The organism is Pseudomonas sp. TE3-3-F2023 (genome assembly GCF_036784815.1).
Lineage (GTDB): Bacteria > Pseudomonadota > Gammaproteobacteria > Pseudomonadales > Pseudomonadaceae > Aquipseudomonas > Aquipseudomonas pudica.
The window spans coordinates 986668-1013561 of sequence record NZ_CP145113.1 but is presented as its reverse complement, the minus strand read 5'-3'; the positions used below and the strand labels follow the sequence as shown (position 1 = coordinate 1013561).

At 63.6% G+C, this 26894-nt stretch carries 28 protein-coding genes; 8 read left to right on the top strand and 20 right to left on the bottom strand.

Annotated features, from left to right (window positions below; genetic code table 11):
• The first annotated feature begins 2 nt into the window (after positions 1–2).
• Together V3314_RS04540 and V3314_RS04535 are read left to right on the top strand one after the other, a co-directional pair.
• Positions 3–1349, top strand: a complete 1347-nt coding sequence (locus tag V3314_RS04540) for a nodulation protein NfeD (protein WP_085599901.1) — start codon at positions 3–5, stop codon at positions 1347–1349.
• 2 nt (positions 1350–1351) lie between these two features.
• Positions 1352–2104: a slipin family protein gene (locus V3314_RS04535; RefSeq protein ID WP_046616417.1), complete on the top strand. Its 753-nt coding sequence runs from the start codon at positions 1352–1354 to the stop codon at positions 2102–2104.
• A 72-nt stretch (positions 2105–2176) separates the two neighbouring features.
• Here the strand turns inward: V3314_RS04535 and V3314_RS04530 are convergent, their stop codons facing one another.
• The 3 genes from V3314_RS04530 to V3314_RS04520 form a co-directional block, all read right to left on the bottom strand.
• Positions 2177–2809 (bottom strand): LysE family transporter, encoded by a 633-nt coding sequence (locus V3314_RS04530; protein WP_046616418.1) that lies wholly within the window; start codon positions 2807–2809, stop codon positions 2177–2179.
• 117 nt (positions 2810–2926) lie between these two features.
• Positions 2927–3514 carry a mechanosensitive ion channel family protein gene (locus V3314_RS04525; protein WP_046616419.1) on the bottom strand — a complete coding sequence of 196 codons (588 nt, stop codon included), beginning with the start codon at positions 3512–3514 and terminating at the stop codon, positions 2927–2929.
• Positions 3514–5424 carry an ATP-binding cassette domain-containing protein gene (locus V3314_RS04520; protein WP_085599896.1) on the bottom strand — a complete coding sequence of 637 codons (1911 nt, stop codon included), beginning with the start codon at positions 5422–5424 and terminating at the stop codon, positions 3514–3516. The genes V3314_RS04525 and V3314_RS04520 overlap by 1 nt, the downstream gene beginning before the upstream one ends.
• Positions 5425–5474: 50 nt before the next feature.
• Here V3314_RS04520 and V3314_RS04515 point away from each other — a divergent pair, with 50 nt between their 5' ends.
• The gene (locus V3314_RS04515) at positions 5475–5957 is read left to right on the top strand and encodes a TIGR02444 family protein (protein ID WP_338459958.1); all 483 of its coding nucleotides are present in this window, start codon (positions 5475–5477) and stop codon (positions 5955–5957) included.
• Here V3314_RS04515 and V3314_RS04510 read toward each other — a convergent pair.
• The gene (locus V3314_RS04510) at positions 5933–7081 is read right to left on the bottom strand and encodes an AlgP family protein (RefSeq protein WP_338459957.1); all 1149 of its coding nucleotides are present in this window, start codon (positions 7079–7081) and stop codon (positions 5933–5935) included. The genes V3314_RS04515 and V3314_RS04510 overlap by 25 nt on opposite strands.
• 375 nt (positions 7082–7456) lie before the next feature.
• Here V3314_RS04510 and V3314_RS04505 point away from each other — a divergent pair, with 375 nt between their 5' ends.
• Positions 7457–8095 carry an FKBP-type peptidyl-prolyl cis-trans isomerase gene (locus V3314_RS04505; RefSeq protein WP_338459956.1) on the top strand — a complete coding sequence of 213 codons (639 nt, stop codon included), beginning with the start codon at positions 7457–7459 and terminating at the stop codon, positions 8093–8095.
• A gap of 9 nt (positions 8096–8104) precedes the next feature.
• Here V3314_RS04505 and V3314_RS04500 read toward each other — a convergent pair whose 3' ends face one another.
• The 7 genes from V3314_RS04500 to V3314_RS04470 form a co-directional block, all read right to left on the bottom strand.
• Entirely contained in the window at positions 8105–8575 is a 471-nt protein-coding gene (locus tag V3314_RS04500) for an Rsd/AlgQ family anti-sigma factor (protein WP_046616425.1), read from the bottom strand.
• Positions 8576–8805: 230 nt separating this feature from the next.
• Positions 8806–9312: a disulfide bond formation protein B gene (locus V3314_RS04495; protein ID WP_135003044.1), complete on the bottom strand. Its 507-nt coding sequence runs from the start codon at positions 9310–9312 to the stop codon at positions 8806–8808.
• 221 nt (positions 9313–9533) lie between these two features.
• Complete coding sequence (locus tag V3314_RS04490; protein ID WP_046616427.1) at positions 9534–10772, bottom strand: heme biosynthesis protein HemY; 1239 nt, start codon at positions 10770–10772, stop codon at positions 9534–9536.
• Complete coding sequence (locus tag V3314_RS04485) at positions 10769–11869, bottom strand: uroporphyrinogen-III C-methyltransferase (protein ID WP_046616428.1); 1101 nt, start codon at positions 11867–11869, stop codon at positions 10769–10771. The genes V3314_RS04490 and V3314_RS04485 overlap by 4 nt, the downstream gene beginning before the upstream one ends.
• A 45-nt stretch (positions 11870–11914) precedes the next feature.
• Entirely contained in the window at positions 11915–12682 is a 768-nt protein-coding gene (locus tag V3314_RS04480; protein ID WP_085599886.1) for a uroporphyrinogen-III synthase, read from the bottom strand.
• Positions 12679–13620: a hydroxymethylbilane synthase gene (gene hemC / locus V3314_RS04475; RefSeq protein ID WP_046616430.1), complete on the bottom strand. Its 942-nt coding sequence runs from the start codon at positions 13618–13620 to the stop codon at positions 12679–12681. The genes V3314_RS04480 and hemC overlap by 4 nt, the downstream gene beginning before the upstream one ends.
• 190 nt (positions 13621–13810) lie before the next feature.
• A complete protein-coding gene (locus tag V3314_RS04470; RefSeq protein ID WP_015268539.1) occupies positions 13811–14554 on the bottom strand; it encodes a LytTR family DNA-binding domain-containing protein in 744 nt (247 codons plus the stop codon).
• Positions 14555–14850: 296 nt separating this feature from the next.
• On the opposite strand from V3314_RS04470, the gene argH reads away from it, so the two are divergent.
• Positions 14851–16245 carry an argininosuccinate lyase gene (gene argH / locus V3314_RS04465; protein ID WP_025337274.1) on the top strand — a complete coding sequence of 465 codons (1395 nt, stop codon included), beginning with the start codon at positions 14851–14853 and terminating at the stop codon, positions 16243–16245.
• A 132-nt stretch (positions 16246–16377) separates the two neighbouring features.
• On the opposite strand, the gene V3314_RS04460 is transcribed toward argH, so the two are convergent.
• On the bottom strand, positions 16378–17040 hold the full coding sequence (locus V3314_RS04460) for a glutathione S-transferase (RefSeq protein WP_046616432.1): 663 nt from the start codon (positions 17038–17040) through the stop codon (positions 16378–16380).
• Positions 17041–17188: 148 nt separating this feature from the next.
• Here V3314_RS04460 and V3314_RS04455 point away from each other — a divergent pair, with 148 nt between their 5' ends.
• Together V3314_RS04455 and V3314_RS04450 are read left to right on the top strand one after the other, a co-directional pair.
• Complete coding sequence (locus V3314_RS04455) at positions 17189–17491, top strand: hypothetical protein (protein ID WP_046616433.1); 303 nt, start codon at positions 17189–17191, stop codon at positions 17489–17491.
• Between the two features lie 70 nt (positions 17492–17561).
• Positions 17562–17807, top strand: a complete 246-nt coding sequence (locus V3314_RS04450) for a TIGR02647 family protein (protein ID WP_046616434.1) — start codon at positions 17562–17564, stop codon at positions 17805–17807.
• 150 nt (positions 17808–17957) lie between these two features.
• Here V3314_RS04450 and V3314_RS04445 read toward each other — a convergent pair whose 3' ends face one another.
• A complete protein-coding gene (locus V3314_RS04445; RefSeq protein WP_338459954.1) occupies positions 17958–19901 on the bottom strand; it encodes an FTR1 family protein in 1944 nt (647 codons plus the stop codon).
• A 290-nt stretch (positions 19902–20191) separates the two neighbouring features.
• Here V3314_RS04445 and V3314_RS04440 point away from each other — a divergent pair, with 290 nt between their 5' ends.
• On the top strand, positions 20192–20647 hold the full coding sequence (locus V3314_RS04440) for a transposase (protein WP_135002995.1): 456 nt from the start codon (positions 20192–20194) through the stop codon (positions 20645–20647).
• A gap of 203 nt (positions 20648–20850) precedes the next feature.
• Here the strand turns inward: V3314_RS04440 and V3314_RS04435 are convergent, their stop codons facing one another.
• The 7 genes from V3314_RS04435 to V3314_RS04405 form a co-directional block, all read right to left on the bottom strand.
• A complete protein-coding gene (locus V3314_RS04435) occupies positions 20851–21102 on the bottom strand; it encodes a DUF3077 domain-containing protein (RefSeq protein WP_023662451.1) in 252 nt (83 codons plus the stop codon).
• Entirely contained in the window at positions 21099–21374 is a 276-nt protein-coding gene (locus tag V3314_RS04430) for a hypothetical protein (RefSeq protein ID WP_003260202.1), read from the bottom strand. The genes V3314_RS04435 and V3314_RS04430 overlap by 4 nt, the downstream gene beginning before the upstream one ends.
• Before the next feature lie 479 nt (positions 21375–21853).
• Positions 21854–23272: a TolC family protein gene (locus V3314_RS04425; protein WP_338459953.1), complete on the bottom strand. Its 1419-nt coding sequence runs from the start codon at positions 23270–23272 to the stop codon at positions 21854–21856.
• A complete protein-coding gene (locus V3314_RS04420; protein WP_039614279.1) occupies positions 23269–24144 on the bottom strand; it encodes an HlyD family secretion protein in 876 nt (291 codons plus the stop codon). Before V3314_RS04420 ends, V3314_RS04425 begins: the two co-directional genes overlap by 4 nt.
• Positions 24141–24353 carry a DUF1656 domain-containing protein gene (locus tag V3314_RS04415; RefSeq protein WP_003255905.1) on the bottom strand — a complete coding sequence of 71 codons (213 nt, stop codon included), beginning with the start codon at positions 24351–24353 and terminating at the stop codon, positions 24141–24143. Before V3314_RS04415 ends, V3314_RS04420 begins: the two co-directional genes overlap by 4 nt.
• Positions 24350–26437: an FUSC family protein gene (locus V3314_RS04410; protein WP_338459952.1), complete on the bottom strand. Its 2088-nt coding sequence runs from the start codon at positions 26435–26437 to the stop codon at positions 24350–24352. Before V3314_RS04410 ends, V3314_RS04415 begins: the two co-directional genes overlap by 4 nt.
• Complete coding sequence (locus V3314_RS04405) at positions 26434–26886, bottom strand: MarR family transcriptional regulator (protein WP_135002990.1); 453 nt, start codon at positions 26884–26886, stop codon at positions 26434–26436. Before V3314_RS04405 ends, V3314_RS04410 begins: the two co-directional genes overlap by 4 nt.
• Positions 26887–26894: the final 8 nt, after the last annotated feature.

The window sequence follows — 26894 nt, the reverse complement described above, 5'->3', positions numbered from 1 at the left end:
AGGTGATCACCCGCTGCTGGCGCTGGCTGTTGCTGCTGTTGCTGCTTGGTATCACGCCAGGTGGTCAGGGAGCGCCCGGCTCAGTCTGGGTGCTGGGCATCGATGACGCCATCGGCCCGGCGAGCGCTGACTACCTGGTGCGCAGCCTCGACCAGGCCAAAGCGCAGGGCGCGCAGCTGGTGGTAGTCCGCATGGACACTCCAGGCGGCCTCGACAGCGCCATGCGCCAGATGATCAAGGCGATTCTCGCCAGCCCCGTGCCAGTCGCAACTTTCGTCGCCCCCAGTGGGGCCCGCGCCGCCAGCGCCGGTACTTATATTCTCTATGCCAGCCATGTCGCGGCCATGGCGCCCGGTACCAACCTAGGTGCCGCCACGCCCGTGCAGATTGGCGCCCCACCAGGCACCCCCAAGGACGACAAGGCCAAAGGCAGTGGTGACCAAACCCTCGCGCGCAAGCAGGTCAACGATGCGGCGGCCTACATTCGTGGCCTCGCGCAGCTGCGTGGACGAAATGCCGACTGGGCGGAGAAGGCCGTGCGCGAGGCGGTCAGCCTCTCCGCCAGCGAGGCATTGCGGCTCGACGTTATCGACCTGGTGGCCGATGACCTGCCCGACCTGCTACGCAAACTCGATGGCAAGAATCTCACTGTCGCTGGCCAGCCCTTGCAACTGCAGACGGCCGGCGCCAGCCTGGTCGAACATCTACCGGACTGGCGCACACGGGTACTGGCGGTCATCACCAACCCCAGCGTGGCGCTGATCCTGATCATGATCGGCGTGTACGGCCTGCTGTTCGAATTCATGAACCCCGGCTCTACGGTGGGCGGCGTGGTCGGCGGCATCTGCCTGCTGCTGGCGCTGTATGCCCTGCAACTACTGCCGGTGAGCTTCGCCGGGGTGGCGCTGATATTGCTCGGTATCGCCTTCATGATCGCCGAAGCCTTCCTGCCCAGTTTCGGCGTGGTCGGCTTTGGCGGCATCGTCGCCTTTGTGGTCGGTGCGCTGATCCTCATCGACACTGATGCGCCTGGTTTCGGCATCCCGCTGGCCCTGATCGGCACACTGGCGGTGCTATCGGCGCTGCTGATCGGTGGTGTGCTGAGCATGGCTCTCAAGGCCCGCCGACGGGCGCTGGTCAGCGGTGACGCCGGCCTGGTCGGGAGCCTGGTCACCGTCACCCAAGTGATGGCGGGTAACCCGTTCTGTGGCTTTGTACTGGCCCAGGGCGAGCAATGGCAGGCGCAGTGTGCAACGCCACTGCAAGCGGGCCAGAACGTGCGGGTGACCGCGCGCCATGGCGTCATGCTGGAAGTGAGCGCCGCCGCGCCCGCGGCGCAAGGAGAATGACCATGTTCATGCAATTGGGCTTCGGCGCGGTGCTGATCGTGCTGATGATGCTGTTGCTGTCGGCGTTCCGCATCCTGCGTGAATACGAGCGCGGCGTGGTGTTCCAACTGGGGCGCTTCTGGCAGGTGAAGGGACCGGGGCTGATCCTGTTGATCCCGGTGATCCAGCAAATGGTGCGGGTCGACCTGCGCACCGTGGTGCTGGATGTACCACCGCAGGATGTGATCACCCGCGACAACGTCTCGGTCAAGGTCAACGCCGTGCTGTACTTTCGCGTGCTCGACCCGCAGAAGGCGATCATCCAGGTCGAGGATTTCCTCGTGGCGACCAGCCAGCTGGCCCAGACCACACTGCGCGCGGTGCTCGGCAAGCACGAACTGGATGAACTGTTGGCCGAACGCGAGCAGCTGAACTCGGACATTCGCCAGGTGCTGGATGCACAGACCGATGCCTGGGGTATCAAGGTGGCCAACGTCGAGATCAAGCACGTCGACCTCAACGAATCGATGGTGCGTGCCATCGCCCGCCAGGCCGAGGCTGAGCGTGAACGGCGAGCCAAGGTGATCCATGCCGAGGGTGAGTTACAGGCGTCGGAGAAGCTTATGCAGGCAGCGCAGATGCTGAGCAAGGAGCCGGGAGCGATGCAGTTGCGTTACATGCAGACGTTGGGGACGATTGCCGGGGACAAGAGCTCGACTATCGTCTTTCCGCTGCCGGTGGATTTGCTCAAGGGGTTGGTGGACAAGCAGAAATAGGGCAGGCCGCTACGCAATCCCTGCAGGAGCGGCCTTGTATCGCGATGGGCTGCAAAGCAGACCTCGGGCCTATCAGACAGGCGCGCGGCGCAGGGTCGCCAGGAAGGTGGCGGCACCAATGAACAACCCGGCGAACGTCCGGTTCAAACGCTTCTGCTGCTTGGGCGTACGCAGCAAGCGCAACACCCGCGCAGCCAACCCGGTATATCCCGCCATCACCAGCATATCCACGGTGACCATGGTCACGGTGATCGCCACATACTGCGGCAGCAGCGGTTCATGCGGGTTGATGAACTGCGGCAGCACCGCCAGCATGAACACCAGTGCCTTGGGGTTGCTGACGTTGACCAGGAAGCCACGGAACACCAGGCTCAGCGGTTTACCGATCGGGCGCACGGCGGATTCATCACTCATGTCCATCGGCAAGGCTCGCCATTGCTTGTAGGCCAGGTAGACAAGATAGGCGACGCCGAACCATTTGATGATCTGGAAGGCCGTGGCCGAGGCGGCCAGGATGGCGCCGACGCCGGCGGCAATGATGGCGATCTGCACGATCAGGCCCAGTTGCAGGCCCAGGGCGTTCCAGTAACCACGCCAGAAGCCGTATTGCAGGCCGCTGGACATCGAGGCAATCGCCCCGGCACCGGGTGAAAGGCTGATCACCCAACAGGCGGCAAAGAAGCCCAACCACACTTCCATCGACATCACACACCTCGCTCGAACATATGTTGCAAAACGTTAAGCTAAGGTGTTGGTGAAAAAATAACCAGTAAATTTTGCAGGTTTTGTTCTGCCTGTACCCGCGAAGAGGCCGTTGCAAATTCAGTCAACCTCGACAGGCGACTCTTTGTGCATGGACTGCACCTCAGCCCCGCGCCAGCGCCGTACCGACTTCTGGAAGAACTGGCTATTGGGCACCTGCACCAGCGCCCCGCCCGCCTCGGGCATTTCCATCAGGGTCGTGAACAGCAGGTTGATGGCAATCACCCGGCCCTTGACGCCCGGCTTGTCCAGGGTGTCGACCAGTTCGACCACGTCACCGATACGAAACGGCCCTACGGTGAAGATCAGCACGGCGCACAGCAGGTTGGACAGCACGCTCCACATGGCGAAGAAGGCCACCGCCGCCACCGCGACGAAGCCGGACAGTGCTGTCCACAGCACAGTCGCCGACACACCCAGGCGCTCCAGCACGAACAGCAACGCGCTGCCCATGATCAGCCAGCGCAGGCCGCCACGCACCGGTACCAGCAGCTCCGGCGGCAACGGGTAACGCTGGCTCAGGCGACTCAGACCGCGTGCAACGATGCGCTGCAGGACGAAGGCCGCTACCAGGATCAACAGGATCTGCAAGCCCAACCAGAAAGTGTCCATCCATTGCCCTGGCAGCAGCGAACGCAGTTCCTCCATCAGGACAGCGCCTCAAGCTCGGCCTGCATGCTTTCGAGGGTTTCCAGCGCTTCCATCCAGGCCTCTTCCAGTTCACCTTCGCGCTGCTTCAGCTTGGTCTGGCGCGCCAGCAGGTCACGCAACTCATCCTTTCGCGACGCGTCGTAGAGGCCACCATCACCCAATGCGGTCTCGATCTCGGCCAGTTGCGCATGCACCTGGTTAAGCTCGGCTTCAAGCTTGTCGGCGGCCTTCTTGTGCGGGGCCAGTTGCTGGCGCAAGGCCGCGGCAGCCTGGCGCTGGGCTTTCTTGTCGGTCTTGTCCGGGTTGACCGGGGCTGTACTGGCCGGCGCGCTGCGCTGGCGGTACTCGACCAGCCAGCGGCTGTAGTCGTCCAGGTCACCATCGAAGATGTCGACCTTGCCGTCAGCCACCAACAGGAAGTCGTCGGTAGTGCTCTTGAGCAGGTGACGGTCGTGCGATACCACCACCACGGCACCGGCAAACTCCTGCAGGGCCATGGTCAGCGCCAGGCGCATTTCCAGGTCGAGGTGGTTGGTCGGTTCGTCGAGCAGCAGCAGGTTCGGGCGCTCCCAGGCGATCAAGGCCAGCGCCAGGCGAGCCTTCTCACCACCGGAGAAGTTCACCACCGGCTCGTCGACGCGGTCGCCATGAAAGTCGAAACCGCCCAGGAAGTCGCGCAGGGTCTGCTCACGCTCGGTGGGGGCAATGCGCTGCAGGTGCAACAGCGGGCTGGCCTTGTCATCCAGCGAATCCAGCTGGTGCTGGGCGAAGTAGCCCACGGCCAGGTTCTCACCCCGCACCAGGCGGCCCGACAATGGCTCGAGCTCGCCAGCGAGGTTCTTGATCAGGGTCGACTTGCCAGCGCCGTTGGGGCCGAGCAGGCCAATGCGCGCACCGGGGGTGAGCTGCAGCTTGACCTTGTCGAGGATCGCCTTGTTACCGTAGCCCAGGCGGCCTTCGGACAGGCTGAGCAGCGGGCTGGAGATTTTCTGCGACTCGCGGAAAACGAAGTCGAACGGCGAATCGACATGCGCCGCCGACAGTTCTTCCATGCGCTCCAGGGCCTTGATCCGGCTCTGTGCCTGGCGGGCCTTGGTGGCCTGGGCCTTGAAGCGGGCAATGTACTTTTCCATGTGCGCACGCTGGGCCTGCTGCTTCTCGTAGGCCTGCTGCTGTTGCGCCAGGCGCTCGGCCCGGGTGCGCTCGAAGGCGGTGTAGCCGCCTTTGTACAGGTTGAGCTTGCGCTGCTCGACATGGAGCACATGGTCGACCACGGCATCGAGGAAGTCGCGGTCGTGGGAGATCAGCAACAACGTGCCGGGGTAGCCCTTGAGCCAGTCCTCCAGCCACAGGATAGCGTCCAGGTCCAGGTGGTTGGTGGGCTCGTCGAGCAGCAGCAGGTCGGACGGGCACATCAGGGCCTGGGCCAGGTTCAGGCGCATCCGCCAGCCACCGGAGAAGTCGCCGACGCGGCGGTCCATCTGTTCGTTGGTGAAACCAAGGCCGGCCAGCAACTTGCGGGCGCGGGCGTCGGCGGTATAACCGTCGGCGCTATCCAGCTCAATGTGCAGGCGTGCCAGGGCGGTACCATCATGGGCCTGCTCGGCCGCGGCCAGCTCGGACTGGACCTTGCGCAGGCGCACATCACCGTCGAGCACATAGTCCACGGCCAGGCGGTCGAGGGTATCGACCTCCTGGCGCATGTGGGCGATGCGCCAGTCACCGGGCAGCTGGCAGTCGCCGGCATCGGGCGACAGCTCACCGCGCAGCAAGGCGAACAGGCTGGATTTCCCGGCGCCGTTGGCGCCGATCAGGCCGGCCTTGTGACCGGTGTGCAGGGTCATCTCGGCGCCTTCTAGCAAGCGCTGCGGACCACGCTGTAAAGTGAGGTTGGATAGTCTGATCATGATGGTCGCGGAGTCTACCAGCTTCCTCGGCCCATAGCGCGAGTGGAACCATGCACACCGACCTGTGGAATCACGCCCTGGCCCTGTACGCCAGGCCCGGCGTAGAAGCCGCCTGCCTAGAACTGCAGGCGCTGGGTGGCGATGTCTGTCTGCTGCTGTGCGCAACCTGGTTGCAGGCGCGTGGCGTGGCCGTGCGGGACGAACGCGTGCAGGCATTGCGCGAGGTTACCGAGCCCTGGCAGCGCGAAGTGGTCAACCCGTTACGTAGCTTGCGCCAACAGTGGCGAGCAGCGGCGCAAAGTGATGCGCAGCTGGCGACGTTGCGTGAGCAGGTGAAAGGGTTGGAGTTACAGGCCGAGAAAGCCTTGCTGGAACGCTTGCAGGAGCGTTCGCGACAGTGGCCGGTGGGCGCCCATGAGCCCATGGAAAACTGGCTGGACCGGCTGGCGCCGGCCCAGGCCCGCCACCACGACGCGCTGGTTTGGTTGCGCGTCGCGGCGGCAGCGCTTCAGGACGCCGAAGACGGTGCCTGAGCCGGGGTGCTGGCAGGTGCCGATGGCGCTACCGAAGCTGCCGGGGTGGCCGAGTTGGTCGCGGCGGCCGGAGTGCTGGCGGCTGGCGTAGCCGGTTTGGCTTCGGCTGGCTTGCTGGCAACAGGCTTGGCAGCTGCTGGCTTGGCGGCGGGTTTGGCGGCCGTACGTGCTGGGGCCTTGGCGGCAGCTGGTTTCGCGGCCGGCTTGGCAGTAGCGGCTTTGGCTGGCGTTTTGGCTGCCGCTGGCTTGGCTGCAGGTTTAGCGGCTGCGGTGGCTTTGGCCGCAGGTTTGGCAGCAGCAGTGGCCTTGGCAGCCGGCTTGGCCGCAGGTTTGGCAGCAGCAGTGGCCTTGGCAGCCGGCTTGGCCGCAGGTTTGGCAGCAGCAGTGCCCTTGGCGGCTGGCTTGGCCGCAGGTTTGGCAGCAGCAGTGGCCTTGGCGGCTGGCTTGGCTGCAGGTTTGGCAGCAGCAGTGGCCTTGGCAGCCGGCTTGGCCGCAAGTTTGGCAGCAGCAGTGGCCCTTGCGGCTGGCTTGGCCGCAGGTTTGGCAGCAGCAGTGGCCTTGGCGGCTGGCTTGGCCGCGGGTTTGGCACCAGCAGTGGCCTTGGCGGCCGGCTTGGCCGCGGGTTTGGCAGCAGCAGTGGCCTTGGCGGCCGGCTTGGCTGCAGGTTTGGCCGCAGCAGCCTTGGTGACGGGTTTGGCGGCTGCCGGTTTGGAGGTCTTGGCAGCACGCTGGTCAAGCGCCTTGGCTGCAGCTTCGCGAACCTTGCCTACACCTTGGGCCAGCTTGAGGCTGTCCTGGGCATCGCGCTTGAGTTGCTGGATATAAGAACGGGTCTGGGTTTGACGTTCCTTGAGGGAGTCGAGCAGTTCTTCAAGTTCGCCAATGGCTTTTTGCGCCTTGGTCTGCGCCTTGGCTTTACCTGCCTTGGCCGCGTCTTGCAGTTTCAGGCGACCGTTGTGCAGTTTTTCCTGGGCCTTGCCACGCTGCTTTTCCAACTTGGCCAGCAGTTTTTCCGCATCAGCCAGCGCTTGCGAGCAGGCATCTTCCAAGTGTTCGAGCAAGCTGCCCGAAAGTTGCTGGAGCAGGTGTAACGGCGTGCTTACTGGCTTCTTTTTAGCCGACATGGTTTACCTCCTGGCTGACGAGATTGCGGCTCATACTATGCTTCTGCTGCTACCGCCGCTAGGGCATGTTGACAGTATTGTTTACGCCGCGTTGCATGCCTGGGCAAAGTTGTTATCTTGCAGCTCCGAGCAAGTGTAGTTGCTGAATAAATCATTGCTGATATTTGGCAATTATCTGTATTGCCCCCCTGTAGGAGCGGCCTTGTGTCGCGATGGGGCGCGGAGCGGCCCCCGGTTTCAGCGCCAGGGCAAATATCGCCGGGGCTGCTCCGCAGCCCTTTCGCGACACAAGGCCGCTCCTACAGCGGGCGTAAAAGGCAAATACAAATAACGAACACTGGCATACTTCCCCGCTCATTGGCGCAGGAACTGACCATGCCTCGATATCTTGTTTTAGGTTTATGCCTGCTGGCACCCCTCGCCCTGGCTGACAGCGAAGAACATGACCTCGCCTACAGCATCGGCGCCAGCCTGGGTGAGCGGCTGCGCCAGGATATGCCGGGCCTGCAGCTGGATGCGCTGGTAGAAGGCCTGCGCCAGTCCTACCGTGGGCAACCGCTGAAACTCGAAAAGGCACGCATGCATGCCTTGCTCCAGCAACAGGAAGCGCAGGAAGGCGATGCCGCCATCCAGAAACTTCAAGCTGCCGAAACACGCTTCATGGCCAACGAGCGTGGTCGCCATGGCGTACATGAACTACCGGAGGGCGTGCTCTACAGCGAACTGCAAGCAGGTATGGGCGCGCAGCCCAAAGCCGGTGGCAAGGTGCAGGTGCGCTACGTGGGCAGGCTGCCAGACGGTTCGGTGTTCGACCAGAACCAGACGCCCCAGTGGTTCAGCCTGGACTCGGTAATCGATGGGTGGCAGGTGGCCTTGCCAAAGATGCGCACCGGCGCCAAATGGCGCCTGGTGATTCCCTCAGCGCAAGCTTATGGCGCCGAGGGCGCGGGCGACCTTATAGAACCCTATACACCCTTGGTGTTCGAGATCGAACTGCTGGCGGTTGGCGACTGACGCCAACCCTCAGGCCTGGACCGCGCCTTCTTCCTTGTGCGCGTTGTGCAACACTTCGATCAGACAGTCTTCCAGTTCGAAGCGCTCGTGCAGCAGGCCACCCAGCTTGCCCAGCTTTTCGGCAAAGCGTTCGGTGTCCTTGCACTCACCCTTGGCGCAATGGTCATTGAAGGCCAGTGCGATCTGCGTACTGTCGTTGATCCGTGGGTTGATCTCTTCGGCCAGCTTCAGCGCCTTCTGGTCGCCGAAGGCCTTGGCCTCACTGACCAGCTGCTCGCAGACTTCGAAATGCCACGCCGAAACGTAGTCGACAAGGAGCGCGCAAAACTCCCCGTTCGTGTCCTTGTCGGCGAAGGCCGGCCTGGCATCGCGCAGTGCGCGGAAAGCCTGCACCAGTTCCTGGCGCTCCTCCAGCCAGCGGTCGATCAGTTTGTGAACCCCACCCCAGCGTTCCTGAGCGTTCTGACAACTATCGAGCATGGCGATCTCTTCCCTTCTGGGTAGATGCCGCTGCACCTCGCACCACGACCGTGCAGCACAAAGGTGACATCAGCAGGCGGCATCGAGCAGTTGTGTTTTCGGTATGCGTGCTGGGAGATTATTCCCGCGCGTGCTGCCCTTCAAGGTACGCAGAGGACAAAGTTCATACAAGTGTTTAATACCCTGTTACACGGCCATTGGTCGTGCCAATGGTGCAACTTTGCGCCAGGTCATGTTCTCGCCAGTGTGCGGAAACGATACGCCAGCAGGCAACTCAAGGGCAGTACCGCCAGCAGCAGGAAGGCCAGCAGGCTCCACTCGGGCAGGGTCAGGTCGAGAAAGCTCCAGGTCAGCGAGTTGCAATCCGGCCCACCAAACAACAATTGTCGAGCCGCCTCGCCCCAGGATTGCTCGAACAGCCGCCCGAGCGGCACAGGGCAGACAGAGATGGCCCCGTCATCCCCTTGTAACCAGACATGTCGCGCTGCCAGCAACGCCCCAGCCAGGGAACACCCCAGCGTTGCCCGCGCGTAACAGCGAATGCCCGCCGTACCCGGTGCGTGCAGCACCGCCGCCAGGCACAGCAGCGCGTATACGCCCAGCAGCAGCCGCTGGCTGAAACACAACGGGCAGGGCACCAGGCCCAGAACGTTTTCCAGGTGAAAGGACGCGGCCAGTACCGCCAATGCAGCAAGGCAGGCAGGTAGGAAAAAGGTGCGTAAACGGGCCGGCAACATGGGCGGTGAAGGTCCCGGGATAATGAAGTGGCTTGAAACGGTAGAGGAAAGACGCGCTTTGTTTCAAGGCGCGACAGCAACGACAAGTCGCTGAATCGCGAAGGAAATTTCCAATCATGAAGTAGGAAATATCTGAAGAAATGGACTGCAGATCTAACTTACATCGAAAGAAAAGTTACCCGCCCCCGGGGCCCGCACCTTTGCGCGGGCCCCAGGGTAGGTCAGGCGCGTACGCCTTCGGGCAAAGGCAGGGCTAGCAGGCGCTCGTCCAACAGGCCGAGGCCCTCCTGGAACAGCTGGTTGCTGCGCTCTGTTTCGCCAAGGCCGGCGAGCAGGCGCGCCAGCTCGGCACAGGCCTCGGGGTTGCGCTCCATGCGCAGGCTGCTTTCCAGGTAGTCGCGCGCTTTGCCCCACAGGCGGTTCTGCAGGCTCAGACGGCCCAGGGTAAGCAGCAGGCTGGCGTCTTGCGGGTGGGCCTTGAGCCAACCTTCGGCAGTTTGCAGCTGGCGCGCAGGGTCATCGCCGCGCACCAGGCCATACAGGCGGGCCAAGTGGCTTTCGTATTCACGCTTCAGGGCAGTGCGTAGCACTTGTTCGGCTTCGCTCTGGGCGCCCACCTGGCGCAATTGCTCGGCATAGGCCAGCACCAGCTGTGGCTCCTGGCGCTGGGCTGCGGTCAGCTGCTGCCAGGCGCGCTCCAGGGCCTGACGGGCACCTTGCGCGTCCTCGCCACGGGTGGTGGCCAGGCTCAGGTTCTGGCCCCAGGCACGTTGCTCCAGGGCAGCCAGCTCGGCGGCAGGCAGCACCTTGCCCTTGCGCAGGTCGGGCAGCAGGCGAATCAGTGCCGACCAGTCGCCGCGCTCCAGGTACAGGCGCTGCAGCAGGCGCAGCACCTGACCGTTGTGCGGGTGGCGCTCCTGCATGGCCAGCAGGGTTTCCAGGGCGCCGTCGCTTTCGCCACGGTCCATCTGCAACTGTGCATGAGTAAGGGCGATAGCCAGTTCCGCTTGCGGCTGGCGCTCCAGGGCACGTTCAAGCAGGTTGTCGCTGTCCTCGGTTCGGCCTTGCTCGTTGGCAGCACGCGCGGCACCGAGGTAGTACAGCAACGGCTGGCGCTCGGCCTCGGCGGCACGATGCAGATGCCGCTGGGCACTGGCCCAACGGCCCTCGGCGAGGTCCAGTTGGCCCTGCTCGATGGCCAGACGAACGCGCCGGCTGCGATTACGCCGGGACCACGGGTTGACCACGCCGCTGGAGGTCAGCACCAGGCCGACCAGATAGCGCACCAGCCACAGCAGCAGCACCACAGCCAGCAAGCCGGCCAATGCCGCCCACAGCCCCGACTGGTAGCGGAAGCTGCCATACGAGATCAGCACGTAGCCGCTGTGCTTGGCGACCGCGATACCCAGCGCCGCGGCGACCACGATCGCCAGCACGGCCAGCAGGTAGACACGCTTCATGGCTTGCCCCCTTCAGCCTCGGCCGGCAGGTGGCGGCGCTGTATATAGGCCTGCACTGCGGCCAGGCTTTCACTGAGGTCAGGGGTTACTACCGACACCGGCTGCTCAGCCAGAGCATTGAGGCTGTCAAGCATGGCCTTGCTTTGCGGGTTGTCAGCGTTGAAGTTGGCCAGCAGCACGCTGCGAGCGTCGTCCAGCGCCTGGGTGTAGACCTTGCTATCGCCATTGAGCGCTGCCCACTGGGCCTGCTCGATGGTCAGGCTCAGGGCCAGGCGCAGCTGGTTCAGTTGCTGCCCGGCCAGCAGCGGGCGCACGTTGTCATCGGCGTTGAAGTCGATCTGGAAGTACTTGGAGATCTCGGCCCACCACTGGGACAGGCGACTGGCGCCATCACCATCGGCGGTTAGCGCGCCCAGGGCATCGGCATTGGTGTCGAACTCCGGCGACTGGGCGCTGAGTTGCTGCACCAGCTCGCGCTGAGCCGCCAGTTTCAGGAACAGGCCGGTACGGTCCGGTTGCTGGGTGCTGTTGAGCGTGGCCAGGCTGCGCGCCAGTTGCTCACGGGCGGCGAAAGCACCCGGATCACTCTGCTCGCGCAGGATCTCGTCGGCACCCTCTACCAAGGCCTTGGCACTGGTGATGTCCTGCAGCGCCGACAGGCGCAGGGTGGCGAGGCGCAGCAGGTGCTCGGCCTCGGCCAGGCGCCATTCCTTGCGGCTTTCGCCCAGTATGGTTTCCAACCGCTGGCTGAGGCGTTGCTGATCGCCTTGCAGTTGTGCCACCAGGCGGCGGCGGTCCTCCAGCTCGCTGGCCGCCGGCAGGCTGGCCAGTTGCGCGCTGATCTGCTGTTCACGCTGCTGCAGCGCCTCGGCGCGCTGGTTGAGCGCCTCGATGTGCTGGCCTTGGTTGAATTCGCTGCCTTGCAGTTGACGTACCTGCCAGACACCCCAGCCACCTACCGCTACCCCGGCCGCGCCCAACAGCAGGGCCAGCGTTGCCAGACCACTGCCGGAGCGCTTGGCAGGTGGAGCGGTGACGGGTTCCGCCGGCGCCTGTGCCGACGGCTGATCGTTATTGGACAAGACAGTCTCGCTCACGTATCCATCCTTTGCATGGGGGCGCATCGCGTTCAGCTTAGCGCCTTAAGAGGCAGGTGCAGCGCTGCGCTGCACGGCTGCCAGCAAGGCCGTGGCACTGGCGCCACGGCAATCCACAACCTGTTGGGCTCCGGCGGCCCTTGCCTGATCGGCAACCCGAGGGCTGGGCACGAACAGCGGCAGACGCGCGAGCTGCGGCCAATCGGCGCCGGCCATCTGCTGCAAGTGTTCAAAACCCTGCCCACTGCTGACCACCAGGCCATTGAGGCGTTCCGCTTCGATGCGGCGCATCAGGGTGCCCACCGGGTAAGCCGGAAGGCAGCGACGATACAGTTCCAGATAATCGACACTAGCACCTTGCTCTGCAAGACGCTCTGCCAGCAGTTCGCGACCTCCGACACCACGAACGATCAAGATCCGTGGTGCCGGCACGGCAACTGCCTGGCGCAGGGCCGGCAGCGCCAGCAACGCTTCGCTGTCATCGCCACGTGGGGGGAAGCTCACCGCCAGGCCCGCACCCTGCAGCACGGCGGCGGTCGCTTCACCCACGGTGAACCAGCCTTGCACCGGGGGCTGCAGGCCGGCATCGGCCAGTTGCTCAAGCATCAACCGGGCTGCCGGCTTGCTGACCACGATGATCGCCTGGAAGCCCTGCAGGCCTTCCAGCAACAGGCGTTGCTGGTTATTCACAACGACGGGCTCGATAGCCAGCAGCGGCAGGCAGCTGCTGGCTATCCCCTCCGCTGCCAGGCTTTGCGCCAGTGCCGCACAGTCCTCGGCAGGCCGGGTCAGCAACAGGCGCCACGAACTCACGGGTGGCCGGCCTCGCCGTAGACTTCCTTGAGGATGGCCTCGGCGCCCTGCCCCAGCAGGTCCTCGGCCACCTGCACGCCCAGGGTTTCGGCGGCAGTACGTGGTGCGCGGGCATCGGCCACCAACAGGGTACCGCCGCTGGGTTGGCCTACCAGGCCACGCAGCCACAGCTGGTCACCTTCAAGCACCGCATAGCAGGCAATCGGTACCTGGCAGCCACCATTCAGGCGCTTGTTCAGGGCACGCTCGGCGACCACCCGGTCGGCAGTATCGGCATGGTGCAGCGGCGCCAGCAGTGCATGGATTTCGTGGTCGGCACTGCGACATTCGATACCCACCGCACCCTGGCCGCCTGCCGGCAGGCTGTCATCGACGCTGATGGCGGAAGTGATGCGGTCCTCGAAACCCAGGCGAATCAAGCCGGCAGCGGCAAGGATGATAGCGTCGTACTCACCGGCATCCAGCTTGGCCAGGCGGGTGTTGACGTTGCCACGCAGGAAGCGGATTTCCAGGTCCGGGCGACGCGCCAGCAGCTGAGCCTGGCGGCGCAGGCTGGAGGTACCGACGATGCTGCCGGCAGGCAGCGCTTCGAGGTTGTCGAAGGTATTGGAAACGAAGGCATCGCGCGGGTCTTCGCGCTCACAGATGCAGTACAGGCCCAGGCCTTCAGGAAAGTCCATGGGCACGTCCTTCATTGAATGCACGGCGATGTCGGCTTCATTGTCCAGCAGGGCGGTTTCCAGTTCCTTGACGAACAGACCCTTGCCACCGATCTTCGCCAGCGGCGCGTCGAGGAGCTTGTCGCCACGGCTGACCATGGGCACAAGGGTCACCAGCAGACCGGGGTGGGCCTGCTCGAGGCGGGCTTTGACGTATTCGGCCTGCCACAAGGCCAAGGCACTTTTACGGGTGGCAATGCGGATTTCGCGAGTGGACATGGAACGCCCCGATCCAGAGAAATGCTGCCGATGATAACAGCATCGCCGGTATCGCTAGCAGATGTGGATCAGGATCCTGTGCTCACCTGTACCGTCCAATCGCCGGCAAGCCAGCTCCCACAGCAGCCGTGCAAGGCTCAACGCTGACGCTATACCTGTGGAGCTTGTCAGCGATTGGGCCGGTCCAGGCTCAGAGGGTCTGCATCATCTTGCGCACACCGGCCACGTGGCGCCGGCTGACGGTCAGGGCGTCTCCGTCCAAGCCTTTCAGGTATAGCTGGAAATGCCCCAGCGGCGTGCGCTGCAGGCGTTCGATACGCTCACGAGCGACCAGCGCATTGCGATGGATACGCACGAAGCGTTCGCCAAACTCGTCTTCCAGTGCCTTGAGCGGCTCGTCGAGCAGGACCTCCCCGGCCTCATGGCGCAAGGTCACGTACTTGTGGTCGGCAATGAAATAGATCACCTGTGGCAAAGGGATCAGCTCGATGCCTTTGCGCGTGCGGGCACTGATGTGGCTACGCGGGCCGCCACCTTCATTGGCTGGCCTGGTGAGCGCCGCCAACTGGGCCCGGTTGGGCTTTTCAGCCTTGCGCAAGGCATCGCGCAAGGCTTGGGCCTGGAAAGGTTTGGTCACATGGCTGAGGGTACTGTCCTTGAAAGCCTCGGCACCGTATTCATCGTCCCCGGTGCAAAACACCACCGCCGGCGGCGCCTCGCGCTCGCACAGGCGAGCAGCAACCTGCAGGCCGTCCAGGCCAGGCATGCCGATGTCCAGCAAGACCACATCGGGCTTGAGGCTTTCGATCAGCGCCAAGGCTTCTTCGCCGTTGGTGGCGCTAGGCTCCAGCACGGTGTAGCCCTCCAGTTCGCCGAGCAGCCGGCTGAGGCGCTCACGGCCTTGGGGTTCGTCATCAACGATCAGGACATTCATAATTGCGCTGGATTCCTGAATGAGTCTCGCACAGGTATAGCGTAGACAGGTATGGTTCGAGCGACACTGAGGTCACGCTCTAGACCGGTGCGATGGCCAAAGATTCACTCGGCCGGCAGATTCACTGCCAGTCCTCTGTCCAACTGTAGACGGTCCGTGGAACACTGCCGTTCATTCCTGCAAATCCTTCTCTGTCGTTTTCCGAGCATTTCTATCGACCAGCGCCCTGCGGCGGCCAGTCCAACCCTGCTATCATCGGCGGCACTTTTTCGTTCACGCCTGCAATGAGTGAATCCATGAGCACCGACAAGACCAATCAGTCCTGGGGCGGCCGCTTCAGTGAGCCCGTCGACGCCTTCGTCGCCCGTTTCACCGCCTCGGTCGATTTCGACAAGCGCCTGTACCGCCACGACATCATGGGTTCGATCGCCCATGCCACCATGCTGGCGCAGGTCGGCGTGCTCAGCGATGCCGAGCGCGACACCATCATCGATGGCCTGAAAACCATCCAGGGCGAGATCGAGGCCGGCACCTTCGACTGGCGCGTCGACCTCGAAGATGTGCACATGAACATCGAGGCACGCCTGACCGACCGTATCGGCATCACCGGCAAGAAGCTGCACACCGGCCGTAGCCGCAACGACCAGGTGGCCACCGACATTCGCCTTTGGCTGCGCGATGAAATCGACCTGATCCTGGCCGAAATCACCCGCCTGCAACAGGGCCTGCTGGAGCAGGCCGAGCGTGAAGCCGAAACCATCATGCCCGGTTTCACCCACCTGCAGACGGCCCAGCCGGTCACCTTCGGCCATCACCTGCTGGCCTGGTTCGAGATGCTCAGCCGCGACTATGAGCGCCTGGTCGACTGCCGCAAGCGTGCCAACCGCATGCCCCTGGGCAGCGCCGCGCTGGCAGGCACCACCTACCCGATCGACCGCGAACTCACCTGCAAGCTGCTGGGCTTCGAAGCCGTGGCCGGCAACTCGCTGGACGGCGTGTCGGACCGCGACTTCGCCATTGAATTCTGCGCCGCCGCCAGCGTGGCGATGATGCACCTGTCGCGCTTCTCCGAGGAGCTGGTGCTGTGGACCAGCGCGCAGTTCCAGTTCATCGACCTGCCAGACCGCTTCTGCACTGGCAGCTCGATCATGCCGCAGAAAAAGAACCCGGACGTGCCGGAACTGGTACGTGGCAAGAGCGGCCGCGTGTTTGGTGCCCTGACCGGCCTGCTGACCCTGATGAAAGGCCAGCCGCTGGCCTACAACAAGGACAACCAGGAAGACAAGGAACCGCTGTTCGACGCCGCCGACACCCTGCGCGACTCGCTGCGTGCCTTTGCCGACATGATCCCGGCAATCAAGCCCAAGCACGCCATCATGCGTGAAGCGGCCCTGCGCGGTTTCTCCACCGCCACCGACCTGGCCGACTACCTGGTACGCCGTGGCCTGCCGTTCCGTGACTGCCACGAGATCGTGGGTCATGCGGTGAAATATGGCGTGGACACCGGCAAGGACCTGGCCGAAATGAGCCTGGACGAACTGCGCCAGTTCAGCGACCAGATCGAGCAGGACGTGTTTGCCGTGCTGACCCTGGAAGGCTCGGTGAATGCCCGTAACCACATTGGTGGTACCGCGCCGGCGCAGGTGCGTGCGGCCGTCGCCCGCGGCAAGGCGCTGCTGGCTTCGCGTTAAGGCCTCAAGGCGAGGGCTTTGCCCTCGATCGCCGGCAAGCCAGTTCCCACAGGTATAGCGTGACCCTCAAGGTAAGCACTGTAACTGTGGGAGCTGGCTTGCCGGCGATGGGCTGCGAAGCAGCCCTAGCTTTTAGCGTTTACCGCTGCGAATCATCTCCATGAAGGCCGGCATCGCCGCCTCCTTGTCCGCCACGATCCGCGCCATGTGCGGGTTGTCGCCCATCAGCTGCAGCAACGCCTTGGCCTGCGGGAAGTCTGCCAGGAAGTCGATGTTCAGCACCTTCTTGCCCACCGCGCAGGCCAGGTCGACCGAGAAGCAGAACATCAGGTCTGCCAGGGTCAGTTGCTCACCCGCCACATAGGGCGTGAAGCGGCCGTTGCGCTTGAGCGTGGCAAAACCGGCCAGCAGGTCGGCACGGGCTTTCTCCTTTATCAGTGGCTCGACCTGCATACCAAAGAAAGACTCGGCATAGCAGGTACGCGCCGGCAGCTCGATGTACAGCTCGATTTCCTTGAGCAGCTCGCGCACCTTGGCTTGCCCGAACGGGTCGGCCGGCAGCAGCGCCTTGCCGCCTTGAGTCTGCTCGATATAGTCGAGGATCACGCTTGTTTCGCTGAGGAAGCCGTGTTCGGTCTGCAGCACCGGGACCTTGCCTCGCGGGCTCACTTCCAGCGCCTGTGGCGCCTGGCCGCCATAGAAGGTGACTTCCTCGAAGGGCAGGCCTTTTTCCAGCAGGGCCAGCTTGACCATGTTGTAGTAGTTGCTGACCGAGAATCCATGAAGCTTGAGCATGAGGTAACAGCCTCCAGGCCGTAAGGGGTTGGCCCGGCATTTATAGACCGTCCGCCCCCCCCTGACCAGCGTCATGCGCCCCGTCAATGCCCGGGCATTGCCGCCACGGGCGTGGCACACTGTGCCTCCACATCACAGGAGTACCGCCATGAGCGAGCCCACCGACATCGACAATGACGACGACGAAGCCTTCGCCGAGGCAACGCTGACCCAGGCCATCGAAAACCAGATAGAAAGCGGCGAGCCGCCAGCGGCCAAGGCCACCTTCAACAAGCTGACCCTGGTTGGCTATGAGCGTGAAGACATTCTCAACCTGATGGCCCACGTGCTGGCCTTTGAGATCGATAACATGCTTGTGGAGGACCGCGCGTTCAATGGCGAATGGTACGAGAATGCCCTGCGCGCGCTGCCGGAGCTGCCGCCTGAGATGGATCAAGGCGAGGACGAATAACCCGGCTACACTCGAAGATCAGGCACCGTAGAACGGTGCCGTCATCCTTGTCTGGAAGTCAGGAGTCGCCATGCCTTTTACCCCCGATCTGATCGCTGAACTGGAAGTACTTTCGCTGTTCAAGCACGACAGCAGCCAGGAAGGCATCAAGATTCACAAGAACGCTTCCCCCGCACTGGTAGCCGCCGCGCAGCGCCTGTATGAAAAGGGGCTGACCGATCAACCTGATGGCGGCTACCTGACCAGCCTGGGTCATGACGCTGTCGAAAGTGTCCAGTTGCTGCAAAACATCCTGAAGGCGCCACAGCCGGCTTGAATGGCGGTCTTGCTCAAACTTTGAAACTCGCGCGGTCCCTGTGGGAGCGGCTTTAGCCGCGAATACCGGCGAAGCCGGTGCCATACACCGCGCCGCTTGCTTCGCGGGTAAACCCGCTGCCACAGGGGGCCGCGCTAGCCTGTCAGGCGATCAGTTAGCCGCTGCCCTGCGCTTTTCCACCAGGCGCGAGCGCCCGTACAGGAACACGATGGCCAGCAAGGCCAGCGCCTGCGCCGAAAGCGAGTAGGCGTCAGCATGAATCCCCAGCCAGTCGAACTCGAAGAACGCCACCGGCCGTGTGCCAAGTACCCCCGCCTCTTGCAGTGCCTTCACGCCATGCCCGGCAAACACCACCGACAAGGCACATAGCAGCGCTGCGTTGATGCTGAAGAACAGCGACAGCGGCAGCTTGGCCGAACCACGCAGAATTACCCAGGCCAACCCCACCAGCAGCACAAGCGCCGTGGCACCGCCCGCCAGCACCGCCTGGTGCCCGGCTGGGCCGGCCTGCAGCCACAGGGTTTCGTAGAACAGGATCACTTCGAACAGTTCGCGGTAAACCGAGAAGAACGCCAGCACGGCAAAACCGAAACGTCCGCCACCACTGACCAGGCTGCTCTTGATGTAGTCCTGCCACGCGGCCGCATGGCGGCGGTCGTGCATCCACACGCCAAGCCACAGCACCATCACCGCAGCGAAAAGCGCCGTGCAACCTTCCAGCAGTTCGCGCTGAGCGCCACCAACGTCGATCACATAGGCTGCCAGGGCCCAGGTTGCAAAACCGGCCACCAGTGCCAACCCCCATCCGATGTTGACGCTGCGCACCGCCGACTGCTGGCCGGTATTGCGCAGGAAGGCCAGGATCGCCGCCAGCACCAGAATCGCCTCCAGGCCTTCGCGCAGCAGGATCAGCAAGCCGGATACAAAGCTCAACGACCAGCTCAGGCCATCGCTGCCGAGCAGTTTGGAAGCCTGCTCGAGCTTGGCCTTGGCTTCGCTCAGGCGTTGCTCGGCCTGGGCCACGGGCATGCCGTCCTGCAGCGACTGACGATAGGCCATCAGCGATTTTTCGGTGTCCTTGCGCGCCTGGGTGTCGATATTGTCCAGCGAGCTTTCCACCAGTTCGAAGCCTTCCAGGTAGGCCGCTACTGACAGGTCATAAGCCTGGTCGTGATCACCTGCGCGGTAGGCCGCCAGGCTCTTGTCCAAGGTGCTCGCGGTGTACTCGAGCAATTGCGCCGGGCCACGTTTGACCTGTGGCGGTTGAGAGCGCTGGGCGCGAAACGCTTCTACGACCGCAGGGCCTTCGTTGGCGGCGACTTCGGCCGGGGTCTGGCGGGCCAAGTCGCCAATGTTCCAGGTCTTGTCGCCTTTGCCGGCTTCTGGCTTGGCGGTGAAGCTGGCGATGTAAGCGGCTACGTCCCAGCGCTGGCGGTCGTCCAACTGGTCGGCAAAGGACGGCATCTCGGTGCCATCGATGCCCAGGGCCAGGGTGTTGTAGAGGTCGAACAGGCTCAACTGGTCGAGGCGGGAGACATCGCGCAGGTTGGCGGGTGCAGGCTCAAGGCCCACGCCGGCCGGGCCATCGCCAGCGCCGGTGTCGCCGTGGCAGATCGAACAGTTTTGCGCGTACAACGAAGCGCCGCGGGCCGGGTCCGGGGTAATCACCGGAGCCTGGCTGACCTCATAGGCCACCGCCAGACGAGCGCCCAATTGGCGGGCCTGTTTGGCGACAGCCGGGCCGTCCTGACGCTGGTCGATGGCGTGGCGCAACGCCTGGATGCCTTGCTCCAGAGCAGCTTGCTCGGCGTTTGCAGGCAAGCTTTTGACCAGCTCGGCCAATACCGCGCTGAACTCTTGCTGCTCGCGGTATTCGCCATCGTCGATGACCTTGCCGTCTTGTACGGTCGGCGGGTAGTCGGCGCCAATGTAGTCCAGCAGGTGCAGGGCCTTGGTGGCCTCGGCGGAGGCTTCGGCCTGCGCCAAGGTGCTGCACAGCGCCAGCACCGGGCCGAGCAATATAACCGGCAGCCAGGCAAGCAGACGGGAACGGGTTTTCATGGCCAGTCTCGAAGGGAATGCGAAAGAGAACATTGTTCACTTCCACTTAGCTTCGCTCAAGGGTGCCGGGCGGATTTCATGAAAAATCTTGCTACAAATCAGATGAAGAGGGGGAATGCGCTGAACCTGTGGGAGATTCTGTCTTGTGTTGCCTGCCCACAGGTATTGCACATGGCTTGAGGGAGATGCGCTCGTGGTGGGAGCTGGCTTGCCGGCGATGAAGGCTGCGCCGATGTCACTGGAAACACCGGGTACCAATTGATTGGTTATTCGCAGATCCATAGCCACTAGCCTGAGGAGCAAACCATCAGGAGACAGGGAACATGGATCGCCCCCACTCAGATCAGTTACGGCTTGGCCGTTTTTCGGAAACCAGTCGATTGTATCTGCTTACCAGCACAACCCTTGACCGGGCCCCAATATTCAATGACTTTCACTCGGCCCGCTTGCTGGTTGCCGAGTTGCGCCAGGCTGAAGAGGAAGGTGCCGTAAGATCGCTGGCCTGGGTGGTGATGCCTGATCACTTTCATTGGCTGGTCGAGCTTGGACCGGGCAACCTGAAGCGCTTGATGCGCAGGGTGAAATCTCGCAGCACCATGATGATCAACAGGTATCAAGGGCGAAGCGGCCAGCTCTGGCAGAAGGGATTTCATGACCGAGCATTGCGCCGGGAGGAGAATGTGCTGGCGGTGGCGCGGTACATTGTCATGAATCCGAAGCGGGCAGGATTGGTCGCGAGGGTGGGGGATTATCCGCATTGGGATGCAATTTGGCTTTGATGGGGCTTTGCCTGTCAGGGCCCTATCGCCGGCAAGCCAGCTCCCACAGAGTACTCATCAGGCCTGTGGCAGGCGCTGACCTGTCTGGGCCTCATCGCCGGCAAGCCACACAGGTAAGTCACAGGATTCGATAGCAGTGGCGTACAAGTGTGGGAGCTGGCTTGCCGGCGATGGGCCGCACAGCGGCCCCGGGGTTTTTAGGGTTATTGAAGAACCTTGTTCATCCCCCGCTCCATATCATCGATCAAGGCCTTGGCCATCTCGCTTAGTATCCGCGCAGCGCTACCGGCAATGCGGTCGTTTTCCATTTCCGCTTCGGTGGTCAGGTGGCGAATACAGCCCAGCAGCACAGATAGCTGCGAGAAAGCATGGCTGAACGGCACATTTGGCTGCAGGCGGAACAAGTCGAAGGTTTCCACACCTGCGGTTGCAGAGTCTCTTGGATCATCGCTCATCGGGTCGCTCCTTGATCGTGGCGGGTTGCATGGGTGCGGTCGCACACGGCATTGATCAGGCGGCAGAGCAATCGAATATTCATGCCCATGGCATTGCGCATGTCGCCGGGAGGGTTGTCGAGCAGGACTGTGGTGGTGTGGTCGATGGTCAGGGTGATGGCGCTGATCAGCTCTTCGCAGTCTTTGGGGCTGAGTGGATCGATTAGTGAGAGTGCGGGAGGATCGAGCAGAAGCAGATCGGTAACTGGTGGATCGGGGACGAGCTTGTTCATGGCGGAACTCCGTATGGGGGATTGAACTGCTCTCCTCCTTGTCTCACGAAGTTGGGTGGCAGTCGTGTACGGTGTGAGACACGGGACATACGGTAACCCCGGCCAGGCCGAAGCCTGTCCGCACACGACCGCCATAAAGCGGTGCTACCGAATGAAATCCGGGTGTCTCACGCCCGATCGCCTTGCGAGGCGACCCCGCGACAGTATTCCGGGAACACTTTCCAGCCAAGACAGCACCTTCCGACAGGTGCTGTAGGATAATTCGACAGGGCGTCCGAACTGAAGCATTTGCTTTCTGGTTCGGAAATGTCTTACAGCTCTAGAACCTAGGCGAGGGCTTTGCCCCCGATCGCCGGCAAGCCAGCTTCCACATGGTCCGTACCAATTTCAAGGCATGCACAAGCCGGCTATCACAGGTGGACCACAGGTCTCAAAAGCGGTGGAGTACCTGTGGGAGCTGGCTTGCCGGCGATTGGGCCTCAAGGCTTGGCGGTGTCCTTCCACCCCCCACCCAACGCCAGGAACACACCAATCTGCCCCTGAGCCACTTGGCTATTGGCCGCTGCCAGCTGCGCGCGCATGTCGGTGTAGGTGCGCGTCGCCTGCAGGTCGGCCAGGAACGATTCACGCCCAGCCTGGTAATAGCGGTGCGTCTGGTCCGCTGCTTCCTTGGCCGATTTCTCAGCCTCGGCCAGCGCGTCACGTCGGTCCAACAGGGCGCTGTACTGCGCCAGGCGGGTCTGGGTCTCGCGAATTGCGTTCAGCACCACTCCATCAAAATTCGCCAGGGCTGCCTGAGTCGAGGCTTCGGCCATGCGAATGCGGGCGCGGGTGCCGTTGGTGGGGATGGTCCAGCTGATCTGCGGGCCGAAGCCCCAGCGGTTGGTCGACGGCTCACCAAGGTTCTCGAGGATACCAATCGTACCAACCTGGGCGCCGATGCTGATGTCAGGGTACAGAGCGCCGGTGGCCACGCCAATGTAGGCGGTGGCGGCGGCCAGCTGCCGTTCGGCCTGGCGCACGTCGGGACGGCGCTTGAGCAGCGCCGCGCCATCGCCAACAGGGACCAGCTGGTTCAGGTGCGGCAGCTCGGCACAATCGGCAGTGCCGGCAGGTAGCTGGCCAACCGGTTTGGCCAACAAAGCGGCCAGGGTGTACAGGCCGGTCTCGCGCTCGGCCTTGAAGCGTGGCAGCTCTGCGCGCAAGGATTTGAACTGGGTCTGCGAGCGGGTGACCTGGGTTTCATCGCCGCGCCCGGCATCACGCAGGCGCTGGTTGAGCTTCACGCTTTGCTCCTGCAGATCGAGCGACTCGCGGGCAATGTGGTATTCCTCGTTGGCCGAGCACACCTGGGTGTAAGCCTTGACCACATCCGCCACCAGGGTGATGCGGGCAGTATCGGCGGCGGCCTGCACTGCGTCGGCATTCGCCTTGGCCGCCTCGGTGCCACGCTTGAAGGTACCCCACAGGTCGAACTGGTACGAGGCACTGATGATAGCCTCGCCGATGTTGGCCACCGGCACTTTCTCTGGCAGCAGGAACGCCTCGCCCGACTCCTGCAGGCGTTGGGCGCCAAGTTTGACGCCACCGTTGAAGCCACCTTGCGACTCAGCCACTTCGACCTGGGCGCGTGCCTTGGCAATATTTGCGGCAGCCACGCGCAGTTCGGTGTTGGCACTCAGCGCCTGGCGCACCAGCTCGTTCAGCCGTTGATCCTGGTACAGCTGCCACCAGCCCTCGGGCACCGGTGCCGACACCACGCTGTCGGCATCCTGGCGCAGCGGGCCGTTGAGGTCGCTGCGTTGCGCCGCCGCGTCCTTCGGCAGTTCATAGTCGGGGCCGACCATCATGCAGGCCCCCAACGACAGGCACAGCCCCGCCAGGATCAGCTGTTTCATGGGCGCTGGCCCTCGATGATCGACACCGTGGCGGTTCGCCCGGCAATCATGCGGAAGTCTTGCGGCACCTCATCAAAGGCGATGCGCACCGGAATACGCTGGGCCAGGCGCACCCAGCTGAATGCCGGGTTGACGTTGGGCAACAGGTTGGCACCACTGCTGCGGTCGCGGTCTTCGATGCCGGCGGCGAAGCTTTGCACATGACCACGCAGGCGGGTGTTGTCGCCCATGACACGAATGTCGACGGCATCGCCGATGTGGATACCGCCAAGCTTGGTTTCCTCGAAGTAGCCGTCGACGTGGTACGAGGCGCTGTCGACCACCGACAGCACCGGGCGGCCGGCGGTGACAAATTCGTGATTACGCGGTGCTCGGTCGTTCAGGTAACCGTCCACCGGGCTGCGTACCACCGAGCGGTCGAGGTTGAGCTGGGCGGTATCGACGGCCACCTGCGCTTCGCTGACGGCGGAACGGGCACGGGCCTCGCGAGACTGACTTTCTTCCAGCTGCTCGGCGGCCACCAGGTTGCCCAGCTTGCGGTTGCGCTGCGCTTCGCGGGTGGCCTGGGCCAGGGTTTCCTGGCGTTCGCCGAGGGTCGCCTTGGCCTGGCGCAGGGCCAGGGTGAAACGGTCCTGATCGATGGTGAACAGCACATCGCCGCGCTTGACGGTCTGGTTGTCACGCACCTCGACCTTCTGGATCAGCCCGGAGACGTCCGGGGCGATCTGGATCACGTCGGCGCGGATGTGGCCGTCGCGAGTCCAGGGGGCGAACATGTAATACACCACCATCTGCCACACGAGCACGGCGGCGAAGGTCACTACCAGCAAGGTCAGGACCACACGGCCCAAGGTCAGCAAAGGTTTTTTCATGGCAGCATCAGGTTTCGGCAAAAGTGGTCTACCGCGCCAAGCAGCACGGCATACAGGGCAACGTTGAACAACGCCCGGTGCCAGACCAGGCGGTAGAAATGCAGGCGCACCAGCACCGCGTGCACCCCGAGAAACAGCAGGTAGGTGCCAAACATCATCACCAGCAGCGTGGGCAGGAATACCCCGCTGATATCCAGTTCACCAATCACAGGGGTGCTCCGTCGAGGCCGGGAGGCAGTTGCGGTTGTTCGGCTGGTTCGAGCATCACTTCCACGCCCGGCAGCAGCGCCAGGCGCAGACCGCTAAGTGCGTGCAGCAGGTGGGTGCGAGCATCGCCGCGCTCGTACAGCTCATCCAGGTTCAGCGCCAGGCGCGCGCGCTCCATGTTGCGCAGCAGTGCGGCCGGGGCGTGCAGGCGCTCGCCGGCGCGCAGGCAGGCGGCATAGTGCGCGCCGACTTCCTCGACTACCGTGTTCAGGCGCTCGCGAGCCTGCTGCCCGGCACGCGGCATATAGGCCAGCAGGTCGAGCAGGTTCAACCCCACGCGCAGGTCGCGCAGTGCCACGCCGCTGTCCTGGCCGGTTTGCGACAGACGCGGCAGATGCTGCATCAGGCGGTCGAGCATCTGCACGCCGACCTGGCGGTGCTCGGCCAAGGTGGCCGGCTCGGTCATTTCGACGATGTCGCGCCAGGCGAAGCGGGTCATGCGCTTGGCTGCCAGCTCCACGCCGAACGGGCGCATCACCAAGGTCCAGATGAAGGCGAACAGCAGCCCCACGGGGCCGGCGAGGTTGGAATTGAGGAAGGTGAAGAAGTCAGCATCGTAGGCGCCCTGGATGCTGATGAAGGTCGAAGTGTTGACGATGGTCAGCAAGGTACCCAGGTAGAAGCGCGGCTGCACGGTCAGGGTGCCGACGCAGATGAACGGCACGGCGAAGGCCAGCACCAGCATCGGGAAATCGTGCAGGTTGGGCAGCACCAGGAACAGGTACAGGCTGGAGAAAATGACCGACATCAGCGTCCAGAAGAAGAACTTGTAGATCTGCGGTGCCGGGTCGTCCATGGCGGCAAAGAAGCTGCACGACACGGCGGCGAGGATCACGGCGCTGGCGCCGTCGTTCCAGCCCAGACCAATCCACAGGCCGCAGGCGACAATGATCGCCAGCACGGTGGAGGCCACGGAATACAGCATCAGGCCACGGTCGAAGAACGCCGTCAGACGACCCAGGCGCCAGTGGCGGTACACCGCGCGCCAGGGTTTGGAGTCGTCGCTGCGCAGGGCATGTTGCAGGCTGCAGCAGTCCTGCCACAGGTCGGCCCATTCGGTCAGGCGATACAGGGCGTTGGACAGCAGCAGTTCGGCACGCTGGTCGAGGGCAGCGGCGCCGGGCTGCAGGCGCTCGATCTGTTCGTGCAGGGCGGCCCAGCGGGCGACGGAGGCGCTTTCGACGGTGCCCTTGAGCCATTCGCGGGCGGCATCGAGCAAAGGTTGCAACTGGGCAAACTGTGCCGGGGCGCGGCCTTCGAGGGCGACCAAGGCGTCGTCGAGGGCATCGATCACGGGCAGCAGGTGGATCATCCGCCCACGCAACTCGCGTGCGTTTTTCAGAGTGTGCGGACCGGCACCTTCATGGCCGAGCTGGCCGATCATCAGCTCCAGCGAGTTGAAGGTGGCGACCATCCCCCCGCGCATGCCGCCAACCTGGTCTGCGCTGGCCTGGCGGGCCAGGTAGGTGTCGCTGTAGCGGATCGCCTCGGTGAACCAGCTACCAGTGGCACCGACTACAACTGGCGCCAGCCGGCGTGGCCAGAAGGTCGCTCCGACCACCGCCGCACAGACGATCCCCAGGCAGATTTCCTGGGCGCGGGAAGACGCCACGTCGAACACAGCAAGCGGGTTGTCGACCACCGCCAGGGCAATCATCGGCAAGGTGTAGCCAGCCAGCATCAGCACATAGTTGTTGGCGGTGCGCAGGTTCAGCGAAAGAAACAGCAAGGTGCCGGTCCACAGGGCGATGGCGATGCTCAACAGCAACGGCGACTGCACCAGCGGTGGTACAAGGAAAATCGCCCCGCCAGCGCCGAGCAGTGTGCCTAAGGCACGGTACAGGGCCTTGGAGCTGGTGGGGCCAAGGAACGGGCTGGAGACGATGTACACCGTGGCCATGGCCCAATACGGGCGCGGCAACTGCATGAGCAGGGCGATGTACAGGGCGATCATGGAGGCGGCAAAGGTACGCACGCCATAGAACCAGTCGCGGGCCGGGGGCACCGAGCTGAAGAAACCGTTCATGCTGCCCCGCCTGTGTTGCCCAGGCCGGCGGCTTCGAAGGCACGCAGCACGCGCAAGGCGGCTTCCAGGTCGGCCTGGTCGATGCCATGCAGCACCTCACGGCGCAGGCGCACCAGTTCGGCTTCGATGGATTCGGCCAGGGTGCGGCCTTCGGCGGTCAGGCTCAGGGCCTTGGCGCGGCGATCCAGCGGGTCTTCGCTGCGGCATACCAGGCCAGCCTTGCACAGTTGGTCGAGCAGGCGCACCAGCGACGGGCTTTCCAAGCCGGAGGCCTGGGCCACGGCCACCTGATGCACACCGTCACCCAGGCGCACGATCATCAGCAACGGCGTGGCGCAGGCCTCGGAAATACCGTAACCGGTCAGCGCGGTATGGCAGATGCGCCGCCAATGGCGAGCGGCAACCACCACGCCACTGCTCACTTGCAGGCGCAGGAGATCAAGGGACATGAAAGGAA

Bases quoted from the DNA above. Each gene is read 5' to 3' on its own strand.
- V3314_RS04515 (WP_338459958.1), top strand. From the start codon at position 5,475: ATGCACACCGACCTGTGGAATCACGCCCTGGCCCTGTACGCCAGGCCC.
- V3314_RS04505 (WP_338459956.1), top strand. From the start codon at position 7,457: ATGCCTCGATATCTTGTTTTAGGTTTATGCCTGCTGGCACCCCTCGCC.
- V3314_RS04495 (WP_135003044.1), bottom strand. From the start codon at position 9,312: ATGTTGCCGGCCCGTTTACGCACCTTTTTCCTACCTGCCTGCCTTGCT.
- hemC (WP_046616430.1), bottom strand. From the start codon at position 13,620: ATGTCCACTCGCGAAATCCGCATTGCCACCCGTAAAAGTGCCTTGGCC.
- V3314_RS04525 (WP_046616419.1), bottom strand. From the start codon at position 3,514: ATGGAGGAACTGCGTTCGCTGCTGCCAGGGCAATGGATGGACACTTTC.
- V3314_RS04410 (WP_338459952.1), bottom strand. From the start codon at position 26,437: ATGAACGGTTTCTTCAGCTCGGTGCCCCCGGCCCGCGACTGGTTCTAT.
- V3314_RS04405 (WP_135002990.1), bottom strand. From the start codon at position 26,886: ATGTCCCTTGATCTCCTGCGCCTGCAAGTGAGCAGTGGCGTGGTGGTT.
- V3314_RS04520 (WP_085599896.1), bottom strand. From the start codon at position 5,424: ATGATCAGACTATCCAACCTCACTTTACAGCGTGGTCCGCAGCGCTTG.
- V3314_RS04530 (WP_046616418.1), bottom strand. From the start codon at position 2,809: ATGTCGATGGAAGTGTGGTTGGGCTTCTTTGCCGCCTGTTGGGTGATC.
- V3314_RS04535 (WP_046616417.1), top strand. From the start codon at position 1,352: ATGTTCATGCAATTGGGCTTCGGCGCGGTGCTGATCGTGCTGATGATG.
- V3314_RS04460 (WP_046616432.1), bottom strand. From the start codon at position 17,040: ATGCTCAAGCTTCATGGATTCTCGGTCAGCAACTACTACAACATGGTC.
- argH (WP_025337274.1), top strand. From the start codon at position 14,851: ATGAGCACCGACAAGACCAATCAGTCCTGGGGCGGCCGCTTCAGTGAG.
- V3314_RS04470 (WP_015268539.1), bottom strand. From the start codon at position 14,554: ATGAATGTCCTGATCGTTGATGACGAACCCCAAGGCCGTGAGCGCCTC.
- V3314_RS04435 (WP_023662451.1), bottom strand. From the start codon at position 21,102: ATGAGCGATGATCCAAGAGACTCTGCAACCGCAGGTGTGGAAACCTTC.
- V3314_RS04500 (WP_046616425.1), bottom strand. From the start codon at position 8,575: ATGCTCGATAGTTGTCAGAACGCTCAGGAACGCTGGGGTGGGGTTCAC.
- V3314_RS04445 (WP_338459954.1), bottom strand. From the start codon at position 19,901: ATGTTCTCTTTCGCATTCCCTTCGAGACTGGCCATGAAAACCCGTTCC.
- V3314_RS04420 (WP_039614279.1), bottom strand. From the start codon at position 24,144: ATGAAAAAACCTTTGCTGACCTTGGGCCGTGTGGTCCTGACCTTGCTG.
- V3314_RS04490 (WP_046616427.1), bottom strand. From the start codon at position 10,772: ATGAAGCGTGTCTACCTGCTGGCCGTGCTGGCGATCGTGGTCGCCGCG.
- V3314_RS04440 (WP_135002995.1), top strand. From the start codon at position 20,192: ATGGATCGCCCCCACTCAGATCAGTTACGGCTTGGCCGTTTTTCGGAA.
- V3314_RS04430 (WP_003260202.1), bottom strand. From the start codon at position 21,374: ATGAACAAGCTCGTCCCCGATCCACCAGTTACCGATCTGCTTCTGCTC.
- V3314_RS04425 (WP_338459953.1), bottom strand. From the start codon at position 23,272: ATGAAACAGCTGATCCTGGCGGGGCTGTGCCTGTCGTTGGGGGCCTGC.
- V3314_RS04510 (WP_338459957.1), bottom strand. From the start codon at position 7,081: ATGTCGGCTAAAAAGAAGCCAGTAAGCACGCCGTTACACCTGCTCCAG.
- V3314_RS04455 (WP_046616433.1), top strand. From the start codon at position 17,189: ATGAGCGAGCCCACCGACATCGACAATGACGACGACGAAGCCTTCGCC.
- V3314_RS04450 (WP_046616434.1), top strand. From the start codon at position 17,562: ATGCCTTTTACCCCCGATCTGATCGCTGAACTGGAAGTACTTTCGCTG.